The sequence below is a fragment of the Rhizobium sp. BK529 genome, from assembly GCF_014194105.1.
GTDB lineage: Bacteria > Pseudomonadota > Alphaproteobacteria > Rhizobiales > Rhizobiaceae > Rhizobium.
This window is the reverse complement of sequence record NZ_JACIAU010000001.1, coordinates 1,020,910-1,040,026: the sequence shown is the minus strand read 5'-3', so window position 1 is coordinate 1,040,026 and position 19,117 is coordinate 1,020,910. Positions and strand designations below refer to the sequence as shown.

At 61.4% G+C, this 19,117-nt stretch carries 22 protein-coding genes and 4 pseudogenes; 16 read left to right on the top strand and 10 right to left on the bottom strand.

The window, feature by feature from the left end:
- Nucleotides 1-5: 5 nt before the first annotated feature.
- Both FHX08_RS31835 and FHX08_RS31830 read right to left on the bottom strand, forming a co-directional pair.
- Nucleotides 6-197 (bottom strand): hypothetical protein, encoded by a 192-nt coding sequence (locus FHX08_RS31835; RefSeq protein WP_312862109.1) that lies wholly within the window; start codon nucleotides 195-197, stop codon nucleotides 6-8.
- Entirely contained in the window at nucleotides 175-825 is a 651-nt protein-coding gene (locus FHX08_RS31830) for an arginase family protein (protein WP_312862108.1), read from the bottom strand. The genes FHX08_RS31835 and FHX08_RS31830 overlap by 23 nt, the downstream gene beginning before the upstream one ends.
- Nucleotides 826-1,026: 201 nt before the next feature.
- On the opposite strand from FHX08_RS31830, the gene FHX08_RS05190 reads away from it, so the two are divergent.
- From FHX08_RS05190 to FHX08_RS05175, 4 genes are all read left to right on the top strand, one after another.
- Complete coding sequence (locus FHX08_RS05190; RefSeq protein ID WP_184327355.1) at nucleotides 1,027-1,293, top strand: DUF2277 domain-containing protein; 267 nt, start codon at nucleotides 1,027-1,029, stop codon at nucleotides 1,291-1,293.
- 343 nt (nucleotides 1,294-1,636) lie between these two features.
- Nucleotides 1,637-2,314 (top strand): winged helix-turn-helix domain-containing protein, encoded by a 678-nt coding sequence (locus FHX08_RS05185; protein WP_184326935.1) that lies wholly within the window; start codon nucleotides 1,637-1,639, stop codon nucleotides 2,312-2,314.
- A 162-nt stretch (nucleotides 2,315-2,476) separates the two neighbouring features.
- On the top strand, nucleotides 2,477-3,862 hold the full coding sequence (locus FHX08_RS05180) for a HAMP domain-containing sensor histidine kinase (RefSeq protein WP_184326934.1): 1,386 nt from the start codon (nucleotides 2,477-2,479) through the stop codon (nucleotides 3,860-3,862).
- Nucleotides 3,859-4,509, top strand: coding sequence for a dual specificity protein phosphatase family protein (locus tag FHX08_RS05175; RefSeq protein WP_246698284.1), 651 nt, complete (start codon nucleotides 3,859-3,861; stop codon nucleotides 4,507-4,509). The genes FHX08_RS05180 and FHX08_RS05175 overlap by 4 nt, the downstream gene beginning before the upstream one ends.
- Before the next feature lie 894 nt (nucleotides 4,510-5,403).
- Here the strand turns inward: FHX08_RS05175 and FHX08_RS05170 are convergent.
- Together FHX08_RS05170 and FHX08_RS05165 are read right to left on the bottom strand one after the other, a co-directional pair.
- Nucleotides 5,404-6,474, bottom strand: coding sequence for a cyclic nucleotide-binding domain-containing protein (locus FHX08_RS05170; RefSeq protein WP_184326933.1), 1,071 nt, complete (start codon nucleotides 6,472-6,474; stop codon nucleotides 5,404-5,406).
- 555 nt (nucleotides 6,475-7,029) lie between these two features.
- A complete protein-coding gene (locus tag FHX08_RS05165; RefSeq protein WP_184326932.1) occupies nucleotides 7,030-7,320 on the bottom strand; it encodes a GIY-YIG nuclease family protein in 291 nt (96 codons plus the stop codon).
- A gap of 659 nt (nucleotides 7,321-7,979) precedes the next feature.
- On the opposite strand from FHX08_RS05165, the gene FHX08_RS05160 reads away from it, so the two are divergent.
- Nucleotides 7,980-9,329, top strand: a complete 1,350-nt coding sequence (locus FHX08_RS05160; RefSeq protein ID WP_184326931.1) for a chloride channel protein — start codon at nucleotides 7,980-7,982, stop codon at nucleotides 9,327-9,329.
- A 19-nt stretch (nucleotides 9,330-9,348) separates the two neighbouring features.
- Here the strand turns inward: FHX08_RS05160 and FHX08_RS05155 are convergent, their stop codons facing one another.
- Nucleotides 9,349-10,056 (bottom strand): phosphatase PAP2 family protein, encoded by a 708-nt coding sequence (locus tag FHX08_RS05155; protein WP_132654220.1) that lies wholly within the window; start codon nucleotides 10,054-10,056, stop codon nucleotides 9,349-9,351.
- A gap of 347 nt (nucleotides 10,057-10,403) precedes the next feature.
- Nucleotides 10,404-10,705 (bottom strand): annotated as a pseudogene (locus FHX08_RS05150) (Lrp/AsnC family transcriptional regulator); the annotation flags it as partial.
- On the opposite strand from FHX08_RS05150, the pseudogene FHX08_RS05145 reads away from it, so the two are divergent.
- The 4 genes and pseudogenes from FHX08_RS05145 to FHX08_RS05130 form a co-directional block, all read left to right on the top strand.
- Nucleotides 10,698-11,012, top strand: a pseudogene (locus FHX08_RS05145) (nucleoside recognition protein); the annotation flags it as partial. The pseudogenes FHX08_RS05150 and FHX08_RS05145 overlap by 8 nt on opposite strands.
- A 142-nt stretch (nucleotides 11,013-11,154) precedes the next feature.
- Nucleotides 11,155-11,499, top strand: a complete 345-nt coding sequence (locus FHX08_RS05140) for a hypothetical protein (RefSeq protein ID WP_184326930.1) — start codon at nucleotides 11,155-11,157, stop codon at nucleotides 11,497-11,499.
- A 376-nt stretch (nucleotides 11,500-11,875) separates the two neighbouring features.
- Nucleotides 11,876-12,019 (top strand): annotated as a pseudogene (locus tag FHX08_RS05135) (nucleoside recognition protein); the annotation flags it as partial.
- 298 nt (nucleotides 12,020-12,317) lie between these two features.
- Nucleotides 12,318-12,698, top strand: a complete 381-nt coding sequence (locus FHX08_RS05130; protein WP_184326929.1) for a hypothetical protein — start codon at nucleotides 12,318-12,320, stop codon at nucleotides 12,696-12,698.
- A gap of 111 nt (nucleotides 12,699-12,809) precedes the next feature.
- On the opposite strand, the gene FHX08_RS05125 is transcribed toward FHX08_RS05130, so the two are convergent.
- Complete coding sequence (locus FHX08_RS05125) at nucleotides 12,810-13,706, bottom strand: hypothetical protein (protein WP_132654376.1); 897 nt, start codon at nucleotides 13,704-13,706, stop codon at nucleotides 12,810-12,812.
- A 612-nt stretch (nucleotides 13,707-14,318) separates the two neighbouring features.
- Between FHX08_RS05125 and FHX08_RS05120 the strand changes: the two genes are divergently transcribed.
- Complete coding sequence (locus FHX08_RS05120) at nucleotides 14,319-15,185, top strand: LysR family transcriptional regulator (protein WP_184326928.1); 867 nt, start codon at nucleotides 14,319-14,321, stop codon at nucleotides 15,183-15,185.
- A 7-nt stretch (nucleotides 15,186-15,192) separates the two neighbouring features.
- Here the strand turns inward: FHX08_RS05120 and FHX08_RS05115 are convergent, their stop codons facing one another.
- On the bottom strand, nucleotides 15,193-15,396 hold the full coding sequence (locus FHX08_RS05115; RefSeq protein WP_184326927.1) for a hypothetical protein: 204 nt from the start codon (nucleotides 15,394-15,396) through the stop codon (nucleotides 15,193-15,195).
- 156 nt (nucleotides 15,397-15,552) lie between these two features.
- On the opposite strand from FHX08_RS05115, the gene FHX08_RS05110 reads away from it, so the two are divergent.
- From FHX08_RS05110 to FHX08_RS31825, 3 genes are all read left to right on the top strand, one after another.
- Nucleotides 15,553-15,777, top strand: coding sequence for an antitoxin MazE family protein (locus tag FHX08_RS05110; RefSeq protein ID WP_132654206.1), 225 nt, complete (start codon nucleotides 15,553-15,555; stop codon nucleotides 15,775-15,777).
- Nucleotides 15,774-16,130, top strand: a complete 357-nt coding sequence (locus FHX08_RS05105; protein WP_132654204.1) for a type II toxin-antitoxin system PemK/MazF family toxin — start codon at nucleotides 15,774-15,776, stop codon at nucleotides 16,128-16,130. Before FHX08_RS05110 ends, FHX08_RS05105 begins: the two co-directional genes overlap by 4 nt.
- Nucleotides 16,131-16,248: 118 nt before the next feature.
- The gene (locus FHX08_RS31825; protein WP_281412331.1) at nucleotides 16,249-16,374 is read left to right on the top strand and encodes a hypothetical protein; all 126 of its coding nucleotides are present in this window, start codon (nucleotides 16,249-16,251) and stop codon (nucleotides 16,372-16,374) included.
- Between the two features lie 6 nt (nucleotides 16,375-16,380).
- Here FHX08_RS31825 and FHX08_RS05100 read toward each other — a convergent pair whose 3' ends face one another.
- Nucleotides 16,381-17,055, bottom strand: a complete 675-nt coding sequence (locus tag FHX08_RS05100; protein WP_184326926.1) for an RNA polymerase sigma factor — start codon at nucleotides 17,053-17,055, stop codon at nucleotides 16,381-16,383.
- 188 nt (nucleotides 17,056-17,243) lie between these two features.
- On the opposite strand from FHX08_RS05100, the gene FHX08_RS05095 reads away from it, so the two are divergent.
- Together FHX08_RS05095 and FHX08_RS05090 are read left to right on the top strand one after the other, a co-directional pair.
- The gene (locus FHX08_RS05095) at nucleotides 17,244-17,765 is read left to right on the top strand and encodes a DUF4142 domain-containing protein (RefSeq protein WP_132654200.1); all 522 of its coding nucleotides are present in this window, start codon (nucleotides 17,244-17,246) and stop codon (nucleotides 17,763-17,765) included.
- Nucleotides 17,762-18,082 (top strand): cupredoxin domain-containing protein, encoded by a 321-nt coding sequence (locus tag FHX08_RS05090; RefSeq protein ID WP_184326925.1) that lies wholly within the window; start codon nucleotides 17,762-17,764, stop codon nucleotides 18,080-18,082. The genes FHX08_RS05095 and FHX08_RS05090 overlap by 4 nt, the downstream gene beginning before the upstream one ends.
- A 281-nt stretch (nucleotides 18,083-18,363) precedes the next feature.
- Here FHX08_RS05090 and FHX08_RS05085 read toward each other — a convergent pair.
- Nucleotides 18,364-18,573: pseudogene (locus FHX08_RS05085) on the bottom strand (GIY-YIG nuclease family protein); the annotation flags it as partial.
- Nucleotides 18,574-18,857: 284 nt separating this feature from the next.
- On the opposite strand from FHX08_RS05085, the gene FHX08_RS05080 reads away from it, so the two are divergent.
- Entirely contained in the window at nucleotides 18,858-19,106 is a 249-nt protein-coding gene (locus tag FHX08_RS05080) for a hypothetical protein (RefSeq protein ID WP_245508286.1), read from the top strand.
- Nucleotides 19,107-19,117: the final 11 nt, after the last annotated feature.

Sequence of the window (19,117 nt, the reverse complement as noted above, 5' to 3'; positions counted from 1 at the left end):
GGGGCTTATCGTTGCGCCAGCAGCGGGCGCAGCGCGTCGAGCAAGGGGTCAGGGGAGACGGGCGGGCCGTCGGGCTCCCACGCGTTTTGAAACTCGGCGATTTCGATGCCGACGAACTCATGGTCCGCAATGACCTCGCAGCAGGCCTTGAGATCATCAAGCGACAGGCCGCCTTCACATCGATAATCGGTCGGCACGATGCCCGGCTCCAGCACGTCGCAATCGAGATGCACGTAAACGGGGGCGACCGGCAATTGCGCTCCTGAGCGCCTTCGCCAGATCGTCTTCCGGCTTGATGTGCGGAATGCGGTGTTGCGCAATCAGCTCGACCTCATAGGGATCGAGGTCGCGCTCTCCCACCAGAACGATCTGATCCAGACGCAAACCGACGCCGAGACCTGAATCCCAGAGACCGGCAGGTCCTGCCAATGCCAGCCCGCCGAGATATCCTGACATGCTGGCTTCAGGCGGGTTCAGGTCGGCATGGGCATCGAACCAGACAATGCAGACGGAAGGATTATGCCTTGCGACGGCCGGAAGCGTTGCGAGCGAGACGGCGCACCGGCTCGTTGCGGCGATGGAAACAGCGCCGCGGGCAAAGACATCGTCCAGCCGCGATTGCATCTCCCTGAGCGCCGGCAGGGCCGCGTCCAGCTCCTCGCGCCAGCCGGAATTCGTCGCAGGCTCCGGTATTCCGATAATATAAGGGGAAATGCCGGAGCGACGCGAAAGCTCTTCGCCTATCGCCAGGGCGCCTGGTATCGCCAGATCGTTGTGATCGCCGGCCCGGCCTTGAAAAACGGTATATTCAGTCAGTTTTGCCACAGCCAATACCTCCGAACATATCTCGTGGTCTTCTAGCCGGTTCTCTGCTGCAAAGCGAGGGTGTCTTATTTGCCCGGAATTCCGAATCTTTGCGAAACTCGGTTCGCTTTGCCGTCCGTTGCAATTGGTACTGCCGTGACTAAATTCCACATGACGCCACGCACCTCTCCGCCACGGAAAGACGATGAAGGGAAGCAACGCATGTGCCGAAACATAAAACCCCTGTTCAATTTCGATCCGCCGGCAACCGACGAGGAAATCCACGATGCGGCTCTGCAGTTTGTGCGTAAATTGAGCGGCACGACCAGGCCATCGAAACGCAACGAGGCCGCGTTCGAGAAAGCCGTCTCGTCGATCGCGAAATGCGCCCAAGACTTGCTCAATTCGCTGGAGACGTCTCAACCGCCTCGCGACCGCGAGGAAGTCGCTGCCAAGGCGCGGGCACGGTCGGCAGCCCGGTTCGCATAAGAATGCCCTGCCCTCTGGAGATCTCGTTCTCTGTCGGTGCAATGGGCCGCTTTCGGCCCAACCTCGCTACTGATCTCGGAGCACGCCGACGAGCGCCTTTCCGTCGCCATGCCGCCGCTTCTGGCCGCCGCCCCATATGCTGGTCTTGCCGGAACGCTACGATTTCGTAAGTATGGCTTGAGGACGGAAAGCCGGCGGCACGGCCGCGCCTTACAAATCCGTAAGAATTCGCTAAGGTAGACGACACAATTCCGCGCCAATTGTACGACGTCACATGTCCGGGCTCGGCAGAAGACCGAAATGCTCCACAGACAGGATTTGGAAACGGGGATTTGGACCGGGCATGCGCATTCTCGTCGTCGAGGACGATAAAAAGACGGCCGATTATGTCACGCAGGGCATGATGGAGGCAGGCCACGTCTGCGACATCGTCGGGGACGGACGCGACGGGCTCCACCAGGCGACGCGCGAACAATATGACGTGCTTGTCGTCGACCGCATGCTGCCAGGCCTCGACGGCCTGTCGCTGATCAAGGCGGTGCGCGCCGCCAAGATCGGCACGCCGGCGATCTTCCTCACCTCCATCAGCGGCGTCGACGATCGCGTCGAGGGGCTGGAAGCCGGCGGCGACGATTATCTCACCAAGCCTTTCGCCTTTTCCGAACTTCTCGCCCGCGTCAATGCGCTGGCGCGCCGCCCGCCCGTCCGGGACGAAAAGACCGTGCTGCGTGTCGCCGATCTCGAACTCGACATGATCCGGCGGCAGGTGACGCGGCAGGGCCAGACGATCGAGCTGCAGCCGCGCGAATTCACCCTGCTCGAAGTCCTGATGCGTGACGAAGGCCGCGTGCTGACGCGCACCATGCTGCTCGAACGAGTCTGGGATTTCCATTTCGACCCGAAGACCAGCGTCGTCGAAACCCATATCAGCCGTCTGCGCGCCAAGATCGACAGGCCGTTCGACGTGCCGCTTCTTCATACCGTGCGCAATACCGGATACAGCCTGCATGCGCCGCGCTAAAGCATCGGACCGAAAAGTGTGGAGCGGTTTTCGGATAATCCGATGCTTCAGGCAGAACAAAGCATCGGACCGAAAAGTGTATAGCGGTTTTCGGATGATCCGATGCTTCACGCAGAACAATCCATCGGACCGAAAAGCGTGGAACGGCTTTCGGATGATCCGATGCTGAAGAAAAGACTGAGATTATTGCGAAGCACGCCCTTCCGGCTGGCTCTCGCTTTCGGGCTGCTCTTCATCCTCGCCTTTCTGGTGGCTGACATCATCACCTATCAGCTGCTGAAACGCGATCTGGCGCAGGCGCTCGACGATTCCGTGCGCGACACCTATTCGATCGTCGCCGCCACCTATTCCTCCGAAGAGGAAGAGGAAGACTTCGTTGCCGCCGTGGCAACCTATGCCCGCCTCAACAACCCCGAAGACAGCATCTTCCTGCTGGTCAATGAAAAGGGCGAGCGGCTTGCCGGCAATGTTTCCGTGTTTATGGCAAAGGACGGCCTGTCGACGATCGAGGCCGGCGATATCGGCGTGAAAGGCGATGACCGCATCCGCATCCAGGCGGGCACAGTCGGTGGCAACCGGCTGATCGTCGGCGAGAGCTATTCCGACACCAACGATCTGGAACGCATCGCCCTGATGAGCTTCGTCTGGGCGTCCGGCGTCATCGTCATCCTCGCCTGCGGCGGCGGCGCCTTTTTCGCCGCCCGCGCCCAGCGGCGGCTCGACGGAATCGAGCGCGCGATGAGCGATGTGTCTGCCGGCAACCTTGCCCGGCGCATTCCGCTCGAAGGCAATGGCGACGATATCGATGTCGTCGCGGGCCAGATGAACGAGGCGCTGGACCGGCTGTCGGCTCTTGTCGAAGGCATGCGGCAGGTGAGCGCCGATATCGCCCACGACCTGAAGACGCCGCTCAACCGGCTGCGCATGACGATCGAACAGGCGATGCAGCAGAGCGGGCGCGGCGTTGACGTCCAGCCCTTTCTGCTCGATGCCCGCGAGGAGAGCGACCGCATCAGCGCCACCTTCGAGGCGCTGCTGCGCATCTCCCAGATCGAAGCCGGCGCCAGGAAGGCGCGTTTCCTGCCGGTCGATCTCGCTGATATCATGAGTTCGGTCGCCGAAATCTACGGCGGCGTCGCCGAGGACAACGGCCAGTCGCTCGCCTTCGCCACCCGGCCGGCCTCCCCCTGCATGGTCAATGGCGACCGCGAGCTTCTGACCCAGCTCTTCGTCAACCTCGTGGAAAACGCCATCACCCATTGCCCGCCGATGACATCGATCACGCTCGCTCTTGAGGCCGGCGACGGCAGCTTTACCGCCACCGTTGCCGATGACGGCCCCGGCATTCCCGAGGCGGAGCGCGAACTGGTTTTCCGCCGCCTCTACCGCCTCGACAAGAGCCGCACGACGCCAGGTAGCGGCCTGGGCTTGAGCCTCGTCAAGGCAATCGCCGATCTGCACGGCGCCCAAATCACGCTTGGCGACCGGCACCCCGGCCTCGGCGTGATCATGCGCTTTCCCGCCCAGCAACAAGGACAGGGGACATGAGAGGACGCTGGAATAGACTGGAGCAATTCCAGCGAATCTGTGCAGCGGTTATGCGGCCGAAACGGCCTGACGAGAAAAAGCGAAAGCGCGTCCGGATCTACGGACGTGCGTTCGCAGCGTTCGGCGCCGCTGCGCTGCTTTTCGGCCTCTATCTCGGCGGGCTGCAGCTATCGGGCAATTTCCATGAAGTGCTGCCGGGCGAGCTCTACCGCTCGGCCCAGCCCTCTCCCGCCGATATCGACAAATATGCCGCCCGCTACGGCATCAAGACCATCCTCAACCTGCGCGGCGAAGATAGCGCCGACTGGTACCTCAAGGAAACCGAGGCAGCGAAAAAGGCCGGCATCACCCACATCGACTACGGGCTTTCCGCCTCCAAGGAAGTGACGCACGAACAGGCGCTCGAACTGCTCGCGCTGCTGCGCAATGCCCAAAAACCGATCCTCATCCACTGCCAGGCCGGCGCCGACCGCACCGGCCTCGTCTCGCTCCTCTACCTGCAGCAGATCGCCGGCCTCGACGAGGAGACGGCAGAGAGGCAACTCTCGGTCCGCTACGGCCATATCGGCATCCCCTATCTCTCGGCAGCCTTCGCCATGGATATAAGCTGGGAAAAGCTCGAGAAGGTTTTCGGGATCGATAGCTAGGGTTTGTTTTCTTGGGGCACCGACGCTGCCCCTTCTCCCGTCATTCCTGTGCTTGTCACAGGAATCCAGCGGCCGCGTGTCTACGCGGCGAGAGACTCTGATGTTTGCGGTCATCTCGGTGCATCATCAGATGACAGGAAATATCCTTATTTCTGGATCTGCGTCATCGCTGTTTTTCAAGAGTCCTTTCGGCTTGCAGACGCAAGCTGGCTGGATTCCTGTGACAAGCACAGGAATGACGGAGGGTGGGGTGGCGCCGCTGCCAAAAGAGAACGTTGGGCGGGAAGCAGGTTTCACGCGGCACACTTTCTATCCAGTGCCAGGAGGGGCCGTGCCGTATGCCCCAGGGCCTGCCTCTCCCTCAGAGCTCTCTTGTGGCACCGACGCCTCCCCCTCTCCCGTCATTCCTGTGCTTGTCACAGGAATCCAGCGGCCGCGTGTCCACGCGGCGAAAGACTCTGATGTTTGCGGTCATCTCGGTGCATCATCAGATGACAGGAGATATCCTCAATTCTGGATCTGCATCATCGCTGTTTTTCAAGAGTCCTTTCGGCTTGCAGACGCAAGCCGGCTGGATTCCTGTGACAAGCACAGGAATGACGGAGGTTGGGGTGGCGCCGCTGCCAAAAGAGAACGTTGAGCGGGAGGCGGGTTTCGGGATACGCGATACACTCTGTCCATCCAGTGCCCGGACGAGTCATGCCGCATGCCCATCCCACTCAGCGCTCTCTTGTGGCACCGACGCCTCCCCTTCTCCCGTCATTCCTGTGCTTGTCACAGGAATGACGGGAGAAGTAGCGCTCGCCGCCTCTTCTATCCGCGCTCCAGGCACGACCGCGGCCGGCGCAGGTATCCTGCGCCATGAGCCGGTCAACGCATACCGGCCGGCCTGGATCATTCCTTCGGCGGCGGCCCGCCCCGCCGCTCCAGCGCCGTCTTGCGGATGGTCTCGGCAATCTCCGGACTGCTGCTCGACAACATCTGGAAATCGACGGCATAGAGCGACAGCAGCGATACCTCGGTTGCTGCGCTGACCGTTGCCGAGCGGGGTTCGCCGCTGATCAGCGCCATCTCGCCAAAGAAATTTCCGGCACCGAGCTCCACCGGATGGTCTGACGTCGCCACGGTGACCCGCCCCTCGACAATGAAGAACATCTGATCGCCGACATCGCCCTTGCGGCAGATCACGGCGCCTGCGGGGACAATGCGCGGCCGCAACGCACGAACAATTTCGATCAGTGCGGCGGGACCAAGCTTCTGGAACAGGGGTACGGCAGCGACCAGTTGCCAGTTGCGAACGAAGTCCTGGCGGCGAACCTCTTCGTAAAAGCCGGTGGCGAGGATGCCGGCCCAAAGCGCAAAAATACCGATCCCGCTCATCATCACCAATCCGGCCAGAACGCGACCTGCGAGGCTCTGCGGAATCTCGTTACCGTAGCCGGTCGTCGACAGCGTCACGACCGCCCACCACATCGCCTGCGGAATGCTGCCGAACCTGTCGGGCTGGACGTCTCGCTCGATGATATAACCGGCCAGCGCAGCGCCAAAAAGAACGATGCCGAACACCGATGTCACGCCAAGCAGATTGCGCGATTCATTCGCGACCACCTTTGCCAGCAGCCTGAAAAAGGTCGAGTCCCGCAAAGGCTTGAGAAGCCATATGGCGCAATAGAGATTTCGATCGCGGGACCCCGCGAACAAGAATGCAGCAGCCGGAACCAGAACCGCGAGCAAATCGATCACGAGGGCCGGCATCCCTTCCGACAAGCGGTGGCGCCGTGAAAACAATGTGCCGCCCAATTGGAGCGCATAGGCCAGCCAAATCGCCGCAAGTAGCAGCTCAAGGACAAGCCTCTCCTGTTCCGCAAGGCCCTGCGCCGTCAGCGCGGCAACGACCAGGAGACCGATTGTCGCGAGCAGCGCGTTGAGCGGCGTCGAAATCTTTGAGAAAGGCACTGCCGACATTAGACACTCCCAACCGCCCGGCATTCGACGACAATAGATAGCTTCGGGCCACACGCAAGCGACTATGTGTGCGCGCCGGGCCTGCCTTCTACTCAGAGCTCTCTTGGGGCGCCGCGCTTCCTCACTCTCCGTCATTCCTGTCCTCGGACTCGTTCCGGGGAATCCAGCAGCCGCGTGTTTACGCGGCAGGAGACTCTTACGCATGCGGCAATTTCGCAGTCCCGTTAGATGCCAGGAATATCCTCTCATTCCGGATCATTGTTGTTGCTGTTTTTCAAGAGTCTTTTCGGCTTGCAGACGCAACCCGGCTGGATTCCTGTGACGTCCCTCGTGCCAGCACGAGGAGGGAATGACGGAGGTTGGGGTGGCGCCGCTGCCCAAAGAGATGTTGAGCGGGAGGCAGGTCTGCGGACACTTGTACCCAGGCTATACAGTGCCTGGAACAGTGATGGAGAAAGGAGGTGGAGTCCCCAACATCCGTCATTCCTGTGCTTGTCACAGGAATCCAGCAGCCGCGTGTCCACGCGGCGGAAGACTCTTACACTTGCCGCAGTCTCACACCCCCATCAGATGCCACGAAATATCCTCCCACTCCGGATTATTCTCCTCGATGAGATTGAGCTTCCATTGCCGCGGCCATTTCTTGATCGTCTTCTCGCGGGTGATTGCCGTCGTGACGAGGTCGTATTCCTCGAACCAGACGAGCGTCTTGACGCCGTAGCGGGAGGTGAAACCGGGCGTCAGCTCGTTCTGGTGTTCGAACAGCCGGCCGGGCAAATCGCTTGTCACGCCGGTATAGAGCGTGCCGTTTCTTTTTGACGCGAGGATGTAGACGTAACCTTTCATAGTTGAAGAGTGGCGTCTTCTGGCGCTGTTTTTCAAGAGTCTTTTCGGCTTGCAGACGCAAGCCGGCTGGATTCCTGTGACAAGCACAGGAATGACGGAGGTTGGGGTGGCGCCGCTGCCAAAAGAGAACGTTGGGCGGGAAGCAGGTTTCACGCGGCACACTTCTATCCAGTGCCAGGAGGGGCCGTGCCGTATGCCCCAGGGCCTGCCTCTCCCTCAGAGCTCTCTTGTGGCACCGACGCTGCCCCTTCTCCCGTCATTCCTGTGCTTGTCACAGGAATCCAGCGGCCGCGTGTCCACGCGGCCAGAGACTCTGATGTTTGCGATCATCTCAGTGCATCATCAGATGACAGGAAATATCCTCAATTCTGGATCTGCGTCATCGCTGTTTTTCAAGAGTCTTTTCGGCTTGCCGACGCAAGCCGGCTGGATTCCTGTGACAAGCACAGGAATGACGGAGAGAAGGGAGCGCGCCAGTGCCTCAAGCGAGCCTTGGCGACAGGTAGGTCTAGCGCGGCACACCGTTCCGTGGAGTGCCAGGTGTGCCGATGGAGAAGCCGGCACTACCCATTCCGCACATTTCCCAAATCAACAGATGATCTGCGGCATCGTTTGCGGTTATACCGGACCAACCCCAGCCCCGCGCATCCGAGTCCGCCATGCCCCTTCCCTATCGCAATTCCAGGCTGCTTCGCCGCTCCCGTGTCATCTGGGGATCCTTTTCGCTGTGGCGGCCGCGGTTGGTCTTCTGGTGCGGGGCGCTGGCGATCGGGCTGGTCAGCGTCGGTTTCGCCAGGCTCGCCGATCTGGCGCAGAAGGCCTTTGCCGGGCTGACGTCCTCAAGCGAATGGTCGTTCCTGCTGCCGCTGGTCCTCAGCCCGCTCGGCTTCATGCTGTCGGCCTGGCTTGCAGCAAAACTGTTTCCCAATTCGCAGGGCAGCGGCATTCCGCAGGCGATCGCCGCCCGCCATCTGCGCCACGAGGAAGACCGCACGCGGCTGCTCTCCCTGCGGATCGCCGCCGGCAAGATTGCGCTTACCGTTCTCGGGCTCTTCTGCGGCGCCTCGATCGGCCGCGAAGGACCGACGGTGCAGGTCGGCGCCTCGATCATGCTGGCCGTTGCCCGCTTTGGCGGCATGGCGCAGGCGCGCGGCCTGATCCTGGCAGGTTCGGCCGCCGGTATCGCCGCCGCCTTCAACACGCCGCTCGCCGGCATCGTCTTTGCCATCGAGGAGATGAGCCGCACCTATGAGTCGCGCGCCAATGGCCTGGTGCTGACCGCCGTCATCCTCTCGGGGCTTGCCGCCCTCGGCCTTGCCGGCAGTTATAACTATTTCGGCGAGGCGTCCGTTGCGCCGGCGGGCTTGAGCGACTGGGGTCTGGTGATCGTCTGCGGCATTGGCGGCGGCGCGCTCGGCGCCGGCTTCAGCGGCTTTGCCCTGCATTTCGGCCAGCGCATCCGCCGCTGGGCGCAGCCGCAACCGCTCGCGCGCATGGTCATGCTTGCCGGCATCTGCGGGCTGGCGGTGGCCGCCATCGGCATCGCCTCCGGCGGCACGACCTTCGGCACCGGCTATGATCAGGCAAAAGGCGCGGTCGAAGGCCATGCGCTGCCGCTCTTCTTCTTCATCGAAAAGCTGGCGGCCGGTTTCCTGTCGATGCTCTCAGGCATTCCAGGCGGCATCTTCGCTCCGTCGCTTGCCGTCGGCGCCGGCTTCGGCAGCACCGTCGGCTCGCTTCTCGGCACCAGCATAGCACTGTCAGCCATCCTCGGCATGACCGGCTATTTCTCCGGCGTCGTGCAGGCACCGATGACGGCCTTCGTCATCATCCTGGAAATGACCGGTGACCATCAGGCGGTCATCCCGATCATGGCTGTCGCCATGCTCGGCTATGTCACCTCGCGCATCCTCTCGCGCGAACCGCTCTACCACGGCCTCTCCCGTGTCTTCATCGCCGCGGCCGTCAGAGCACGGCGGGCGATGGAACGCGAAGAGGCTCCGGTCTAGCAGCCTCGAAGCCGGACTGTCACCGCCTCTCGCTCTCCGCCTCACCAGCGGTCCGAGCGATGAAGCGCTTCGAGACCAGCCAGCACAACAGCGCCCAGAGCGAACCGGCGACCCAGCCGGCCAGCACATCCGTCGGGTAGTGCACGCCGAGATAGACGCGGCTGAGGCCGATGATGACGGCGAGAAAGATGCCTGCGCCCATGACGAAGATGCGTGTCGCCCGGTAGCGCTGCGTGCGCGCCAGCAGCGCCCCGAGCGTGAGGTAGGTGACGGCCGAGACCATCGCATGGCCGCTCGGGAAACTCAGATCGTTGACGTCGACGAGATGCGGAACGATATCCGGCCTGGCGCGGGCAATGAGGATCTTCAGCCCCGTGCTCGCCAGCCAGCCGCTAAGGACCGACAGGAACAGGAAGGCGGCGATGGCCGTCCGGCGGTCGAGCAAAAGGTAGATGGTTGCGAGCAGCGTCAGGATCGACAGCACGGTGATGCCGCCAAGGCTGGTAATGTCGCCGATCGCATGCGTCAGCCAGTGCGGGCCGATCGGCTGGGCGAGATTGCCTGGCTCGCGCAGCCAGAGCAGGATCGTCCTGTCGAAACCCAGCGTCTCGCCCTCCATCACCTCGCTCGTCAGCCGCTGCAGCAGGAAGAGGCCGCCAGCCAGGCAGGCGAAGGTGATGAGCGTCATCGGCTCATACTGGTTCAGCCAGGTCTTGATACGCTGCATTCTTCTCCCATCGGCTGGTATGGTCTTCCGGAAAGGTCCCGGCTTGCTGACTTCATCAACTGTGTGCTGCACCTTGATTTTGCAAGGGGTGGATTATCTGAGATCTGTTCGCAAATGTTCCTCTGCTGGTTCAGGGAGATAGGTGATTAAATGGAGCGGAAAACCCCTCCCCAACCCCTCCCCACAAGGGGGAGGGACTCCGGGCGGCATCGCCTCATTCCGCCCGCAACGTCAAAGGATTGAAGTGCGGGTACGGCAGGTTAAGCCCCTCCCCCTTGTGGGGAGGGGTTTGGGGCGGGGTCTTTCTTCCCAGCGTCATGTGACACCCTCACCGCCAGCAAACTCCATCAAAGCCGGATGGCGGTCTCGTCTTTCGCTGTGCGGATGACGATCATGGTGAAATAGCGGGCGACATTGTTTTCATCGCGGAAAAGACGTTCGCTGAGCGCGTCGAATTCCTCCATGTCGCGCAGGCGCAACATCAGGACGACATCGGTTTCGCCGGTAACGGCTAGGCTTGCGAAACGGCCTCCTCGGCGATGGCGATGTCGAGAAAGCGGCGCATATGCGCTTCGCCGTGCAGCTTCCGCTCCACGGTCACCAGCGCCTTGATCCCACGTCCGGCCTTTGCCGGATTGAGGAATCTCACGGCAATTGGCCTGTTTCTGGGCATTTCCTATGGCGCGGGCCTCCTGATCCGCGAGGCGCAATCGGGCGCGGTATCGCCGCGCCAGATCTTTCTGTCCTGCATATTCATGGGCTTCGCGCACAGCGTCATCGAAGACACGATCGTGGTGATGTCGCTCGGCGCCGATCTGCACGGCGTGCTCACCGGCCGTCTCGTCTTCGCGGTTGCGGCATGCGCGGCGATCGCAGCCCTGCTTCGCCGTCTGCCGGACGAGGTGTTCTTTGCGCAAATGTTCCGGCTGAGACATATGGAAGTCGAACGACCATAGCAGCGGTGCAAAGGATTACGCTCTCGTATAGTTACAAATTCCGGCAACCCGGTGACCCCAGATGATTGACGCGTTCAACTCAAAATGGCAGCGTCAACGGGAACCGTAAAAGAGTTATTTCCCCACCCTTGAGATTTGAGGCATGTACCAGTCAAGCAACGGCTCATTCACACCACGCTTTAAAAAGAAAGTTCTCACTGAGAGCGGGTTGGTGGAGATGGAAATATCATTTCAAGAACTAGATTCAATAATAAATCATTTCTCGAAAAACGGTGAACTCGTATATATTATGAATAAATATATAGAACTAATCAGAAATTCAGAGACATCGTCCCTTTCGGAAGACGAAGAAATCGCAATGGGAAGGAAGATATTCCCACTATTTCACGACTTTTTATTGGAGCGGGGGCTCATGACGTTCGCTCCGGACGTTGCGGAAGAAATGTTTCAGCGTATTGAAAAGGGTCTTATCGAGAGTGAAAATTGAATGCCTTCCCTTGTGGTGGTCCGAAGGACGGTCGAGACCTGTAGCTCGACCAAGGGCAGTGCTTGGGGCAGGTCTTTCGCAACGTCATGCATCACCCTCTCCTCAAAATCACCGCTACACCGGCGGTCCGACTGCTCGGTGCAACCAGATCCTCTTCCTCGTCGCGCTGATGCCCGCCAAACAGCAGCGATGAAGGCGCGTGCCGTGCCGCACCCCTCTGTCCTGCCACGACCGCGAAAGCCAAAAGGAAGGCTTTGGCACAATCAATTCATGTCTATCGAACGAAAGCCGTGTGACTTCGAGCTATCCTTCTCTTGATCGGAGGCAGCAAAGTTCAACCTGGACCTCCGACATGTCGCCCATCTCCTCGCTCAGTCGCCAGATCTTCCTCTCCTGCATATTCATGGGCTTCGCGCATAGCGTTATCGAAGACACGATCGTGGTGATGTCGCTCGGCGCCGATCTGCATGGCGTGCTCACCGGCCGGCTCGTCTTCGCGGTTGCGGCATGCGCGGTTATTTGCGGCCCTCCTGCCGGACCAGGCACCGGCTGAGACATATGGGCCCCCAGCGGCGCCAGACTGGCGACGGCACCGCCCCGTCATGACGGCGCGTCGGCTCACCGAAACTCGTCCTCACCTCTTCGCCTACCGCTCTCCCGACCTTCGTACAGTTACAAATCCTGGCTAAGCCGATGATCCTGATGTGGCCGAAACATCGCTCTTTACCAATATAGACTGAATGCCGCCTGCGGCCGGCAGGAACCCCTCCTGTCCAGGTATCAAGGAGCGGCAGAAAGGACCAGCAATGTCTGGAACCATGAAAACCCTCATAGTATCACTCGGCTTCGCCCTGATGTCTGCATCGCTTGCAGAGGCAAAGCCGATCTCGCCCGCCACCGTCGTTACCAGTGGACAGCAGAAGCTGCTGGCCGATGCTGACGGCCGGTCGCTCTACACGTTCGATAAGGATCAGCCTGGAAAGTCCAACTGTACTCTGCTCTGCGCTGTCGCCTGGCCTCCCTTCGTGGCGCCGGCAGGTGCCAAGGCTTCCGGCCCCTGGAGCGTCGTCGCGCGATCGACCGGGGTAAAGCAATGGGCCTACAAGGGCTCGCCGCTCTACACTTATCACTTCGATTCCAAGCGTGGGGATATCCACGGCGACGGGGCCGAAGGCGTTTGGCATCTCGCCAGGCCATGATGTCGGGGCCGCACCGGCGGCTGCGTCACCCCCTCTTTCTGCCAGACAGAGGGGGTGACCATGCGGTAGACCATAAGAGACAGAGGCAGCGCCCCTGTTCGGAATGACGGTTTACACCAGCGGGCCACGGCTGGTCGCAACGAGATCCTCTTCCTCATCGCGCTGATGCCCGCCGAATGCGGCAGCCGCAGCAGCGATGAAGGCGCCGACGATGAGCGACAGCGAGCCGATCAATGCCGACGTCGCAGCTGCCTTGCGGGCCTTGTCGGCGGCAGCCTGTGCTGCAGTCTTGGCGTCGTCGATCTGCTTCAGCACGGTATCGACCCTGGCGCGGGCATCGGCCTCGGAAAGCCCCGTTCGGGCCGAAACGATGCCGGCGATATAGGTCTTGTCGCCGTCCGGCACCGAGCCGTTCGCCGCCCCCTGCAGCAGGATGCGGGAGATCTCGGCAGCGGCCGCACCATTATCCTCGTTGGCGCGATTGGCGATATTCTGTGGCCGCAGCAGCGCGTCGGTGAAATAGGCGGTGGATAGGCCCGGACCCGTCGAATTCGTGTCCGAAGCCGAGGCAGCGGCAGCGGAACTTCCGGCGACGCCGGCCGCCATCGCGGCCTGGCCGGCAGCACTCGCCCCGGCGCCGGCGAGCGAGGTCAACGACGATGCCAGGAAGCCGGCGACGAAGACGGTCGCCAGCGCCCAACTCAGGAAGCCGTGCGCGGTATCGCGGAAGAAGACCTCGTCGGTGTGGATCGCCGCCCATTTCGTCCTCAGGCGCCCGGTCAGATATCCGCCCATCGCGGACGACAGCCACTGCACGACGACCAGCCAGATCGCCGCGGTGACGCCGACGGTTGCGGCCGAACTGCTTTGCCCCGACCAGGGGGAAACCATCGTCAGCCCGACGCCGGAGCCGAGCAGCAGGAGGATGAGCGTGATGCCCGTCGCCGCCACGGCGCCGCCGATGACGGGCCCCCAGGCGATGGCCGACTTCGACGATTCGACCGGCATCACGCCGGCCCGCCCGCTTCCGAGGCCGGAGCCTTCGGCAACGGGCCTGTCTTCAGCAAGAGACATGGCAGCCTCCTATCGCGTGAAGAGAACGAGCAGAATGACGAGCGGCAACGGGATACCCAGAAGCCAGAGAAGAATACCGCGACCCATTTGAAAATCCTCCGTGAATTGAATGTGTTCGCGGGGATCGAACGCCGGTGCACGCTGTTTGTTCCGGGCGGGTGTGGCGCGGGACAACATTGCAATCTCACCGCGATAGATTTGAGGCGAAGCGTCCATCCGGCCTTTCACAGGACTTAGCTTTGGCTCCCGGTGAAAGCTCGATCCCCGGCTTTGGTCGCGGCACCTGTTTTGCTCGGCCGGCCCCGAAAGACCTTCGCGCCATCCACCCAAGCAGCGGCAAGGCCCAGCGCAGGCCATCCCATTCGGGCGCATCGAGCGGATCGGCGAGCGGGTCTCGTCTCTGCTGGCGGCATTTTCCGTGAAGCTCGTTTGAAAGCATGATCCAGTTGAGAAGCATCGTCCTGCCTCCATCTATGTCAGATGCAACTGACCTAAGGCGCGCTCACCCGCAAAGGTAGACGCGCGGATAAAAGGGGGTTTTCACAGATGAAAGAGGCCAGCTGGGACGATCTGCAGCTCTTCTTCCATGTCGCGACGTCAGGCGGCCTGACCGGTGCGGCGGCACGGACGGGTCTCAGCGCGCCTACCATCGGCAGGCGCATGCTGGCGCTGGAGCGGGCAACCGGGCGCACGCTCTTCCGGCGCGGCCCGACCGGCTATCTTCTGGCCACGGATGGCGAGACGCTGTTCGAGCGCGTTCAGGTCATGCAGCAGGCGGCCGAAACGATCGCCGACTGGCGCGGCGACGTCCTGACCCTGCCGATCGTCTCCACCGGGGCGGATGCCTGGATGTTATGGTTCATCGCCGGCCACCTGCCCGCCGTCTGGCAGCCGCAAGACAGGTTCCGCATGTGCTACAAGGCGCTCGATACCGGCCTCGATCTCACCTATCGCGAGGCCCATCTCGCCATCATGCACGGCCGGCCGGAGCGCGGCAATTTCGCCACGCGCCGCTCCGTCTCCGTTGCCCATGCGGCCTATCAGGCCAGCACCTTCGATGCCGCCAATCACAACTGGATTTCGCTCGGAACGGAGATTGCGGTAACACCGGCCGACAAATGGACCTTCGAGCAGCCCGACCACTGGATCACCAGCTGGACAAACACGCCGCTGATGCTGCTGCACCTCATCCGCGGCGGCGCCGGCCGCGGCCTGCTGCCCTGCTTCATGGGCGATGCCGAGCCCGGCCTCGTCCGCGCCGGGCCTGTCATCGACAGCCTGACTTACGATATCTGGATCACCGTTCACGAAGATGAGCGCCAGCGCCCGGAAGTGCGCACGGTGATCGACCGGCTGGCCGCGTTGTTTGCCGCCCATGCCCATCTGTTTGCCGGCAGATGCGAGCGGGTCTGAAGAGGTGTTAGAGGGCGGCCGGCTCCGCGCCACGCCTCGGCCATTGCGGCAGCTGCACGGTGGGGTTCGCGATGCCCTCGCCTTCGGCATCCTCGTCGCAGCTCGCCTGGAGTTTTATCGCACTGCCTTCGATCTCGTCGAGCAGGGTCTGAACGTCATCGAACCGACCCATCAGCCGCCTAGTCAGCCTCTTGAATTTGCGTCTGGACATGATGGGCTCCTTTGATCCGGGAACGCCGAGGATCAAAGAAAGTTCGAGGATGGATAGGCATCTTTTCCTGACACAGGCAGCGATGCCTTTCTGGAAAGCGCTGGCAATAGCATCCATCTCATGGTAGGTTACATGTAACCCTGCTGGAGCATTGTCATGGCTGGAGTATCAAGTCCAAAGTCCTCACGCGAGAAGGTGCGCGAACATCGTGAGCGTCTGCGATCGCAAGGTCTGCGCCCGATCCAGATCTGGGTGCCGGATGTGCGCGCATCATCGTTCAAGTCGGAGGCGCACCGCCAGTCTCTGGCGGTGGCCGCCAGTGCCCGTGCCCACGAGGATCAGGCATTCATCGACGCGGTCTCAGACTGGGACGATGAATGAAGCGCGGAGAGATTTGGACCGTCGCCGGCGGCAAGGATTATGCCGGCAAACCCCGCCCCGTCGTCGTCGTACAGGACGATAGCTTCGACGCTACGGACTCGATCACGATTTGCGCCTTCACCACCGACCCGACCGACGCACCGCTGTTCCGGCTCCCGGTCGAGCCGAATGAGCGAAATGGCCTGCGCTCTCCCTCACGGTTGATGGTAGACAAGATCACGACGGTCCCCAAATCCAAGGTCGGCGACCAGCTCGGGCGGCTCGACGATGAAGACGTGGTTCGGTTCAATCGGGCTGTAACAGTTTTTCTCGGACTGGCTGCCTCCCCGAGATTTGGCCGAGAAGAAGAATGATGGGAAAGGGCTCCGCATCATCTCCAACATAGCACCACAGTCCCCAACCCCGGACAGGAACTCTAGGCCTTAGAGCCCGACCAACAATTTCAGAAGCGAATCGCTCATGCGACTATTGATGATGATAATCCTGGCAGCGATGATCGCATCGGTCGTCGGCATATTGGCGGTGAAAATGTTCGACGGCAGCGGCACCAAGAGCAAGACGCCGCCGCCCGTCATCCAGCAGCCGGAGCCGAAATAGAGCCTCTCACGGCCCCATCAGCTCGCCCATCACCTTATCCGTCAGGCGATCGCATTTCCAGCCGGCAAAGGGGAAGGCATCGAGCGCGATCGGCCCGATCAGCTGGTCGAGCTCGCGGCGAAGCAGCGCGCGGGCGCGGTGCAGCCGGCTACGCACCGTTTCCGGCTTCAAGTCGAGAAGCTCGGCGGTTTCCTCGACGCTCATCTCCTCGATCACCCGGGCAATGAAGACGAGGCGGAATTCCTCTGGCAGCTTGTCGGTCGCCTCTTCCACGAGTTTCAGGATCTGTCGCTGCGCCATAGTGGTCTCGGGGTTGTCGATGGGCGAACCGGTTGGGAAATCGAGGATGCGGCCTTGCATCGTATCGACGGGCACCTCCGGCATTCGGCGCACCTTGCGAAGCCGGGCGAGCGCCTCGTTCATGACGATGCGCGTCAGCCAGGTAGAAAAGGCGCTGGCGCCCTGGAAATCGCCAAGGTGGCGGAAGGCCTTGAGATAGGCCTCCTGCAGCGCATCCTCGGCCATCGCATCATCGCGCAATATGCCCCGCGCGATGCGAAACAGCCGCCGGTTATAGCGCCGCATGATGGCGCGAAAACCTTCGGCGTCGCGCGCCAGCGCCATCGCCACCAGTTCGGGGTCGCTTTTCTCTGTTATCGAAATCTCGGCCTGCTGCGCCATGGCTCATCCTTTTTCCCGCATTGGATGCCGGCTGACCGCAAAGGTTCCCGAAAAATCCGGGGCTCCCGAAAAAGGAGGGAAAAATCTTTTCTGTCCACTGCCCAAGACGGGAACGTTTGCGCAATCCCGGAGTCCAATTCTGCGTCGAAAACATCGACCGGCGCCGTGTCGCCGGATGGAGGACTGAGATGCACAAACACCTTATCGCCGCCCTTGCCGCTTTCGCGCTCTCCGCGCCTGCGGCCTTTGCCGCCGGCGCGGCACCCACCGATCCGCAGATCGCCCATATCGCCTATACGGCCGGCGTCATCGATATCGACGCGGCCAAGTTGGCGGTCCAGAAATCCAAGGACAAGGAGGTCGTCGCCTTTGCCAAGGATATGATGCGCGACCACGAGGCCGTCAACAAGCAGGCAACCGATCTCCTCAAGAAGCTCAACGTGAAGCCCGAGGACAACGATACCAGCAAATCGCTGACATCGGATGCCAAAGCCGAGTTGAAGAAGCTGTCCAAGCTGAAGGGTGCGGCCTTCGACAAGGCCTATATCGACAATGAAGTCGCCTACCACAAGAAGGTCAACGATGCCCTGCAGACGACGCTGATCCCGGCCGCGCAGAACCCGGACCTGAAGTCCCTGCTCGAAACCGGCCTGAAGATGTTCCAGGGCCATGAGCAGCATGCCGAGCATGTTGCCTCGATGATGAAATGACGGCCATGGCGCTCCTGCCGAGACTCTGCCTTGCGGCCGGCCTTTCCTTTATGGGAACGGCCGCAAGTGCTGCCACGATCGAGGTCACCATGGAGAAACTGGGGTTCAACCCGGCGGTGGTCACGGCGCATCCGGGCGATACGATCGTCTGGCGCAACAAGGACATGATCGATCACACCGCGACGTCGAAAGGCAATTTCGATGTGGTGATACCCGCCGGCAAGTCGGGTTCGACCGTGGTCAAGGGGGATGGGGCGGTGGATTATATCTGCCGTTATCATCCGAATATGAAGGGGCGGATAGAGGTCTCCCGATAACGGCTGGGGCGGCTATCGCCCGCCCGCCTGTCCACGGCCGGTCGATCAGGGATTCCTCTGCCAGAAGCCGGTGACGGCGGCAGCGAGATCGTCAGGGACCTCCTCTGGCAGGAAATGGCCGCTGCCGGGGATCGCCCCATCCTCGACATGGTCGCCGATCTTGGTGCAAAGCTATCTTGTGGCAGCGACCAGCCCTTCTCTCCCGTCATTCCTGTGCTTGTCACAGGAATCCAGCCGGCTTGCGTCCGCAAGCCGAGAGGACTCGTACCAGTACGGCAATTTCACAACCCCATCAGGTGCCAAGAAATATCCCATTCAGGATTATTCTCCTCGATCAGATTGAGTTTCCACTGCATTGGTCATTTCTCGATTGTCTTCTCGCGTGTGATGGTCGTCGTTACGAGGTCATATTCCTTGAACCAGCCCAACGTCTTCACACCATATCGGGAAGTGAAACCGAGCGTCAGTTCGCTCTGATGCTCTAAAGTGCGGACCGTCCGAGTGTTGCTTTTCAAGAGTCTTTTCGGCTTGCAGACGCAAGCCGGCTGGATCCCTGTGACAAGCACAGGGATGACGGAGGGGAGGCAAACGTCAGCCCGCCAAGTCAGCGGTGGTGGATGAAAATCGCTGCGATAGTTCGGATTTCATTAAATCCTCCCCACCCCATTTCACCCCCTCAACCATTCATCCCTCACCCTCCCACCATCAAAGCCAATCGGCCGGATGGAGGGTGATCGTCCGTCCCGGCCTGCGCCAACACCGCCACCAGGATCGGATGAGCCAGATGTGCATGTTCTCCTCCCCGCCGAAAGCCGAGCCGCCACAGGCGCCGCCGGAATACGCCCAGCAGAAGACGCCGGATTATGCCGCCGCCCAGTCCACGGCCGCGCGTCGCGCTTCCGACAAGGTGAAGGGTGCGCCCTCCACCATCCTTACCTCGCCTTCGGGCGCTCCCGTTCTCGCCGATACGCAATCGCCGGCGCTTTCGGGCAATACGCTCAAGAAGACGCTGCTCGGGCAGTAAGGCGGAGATAT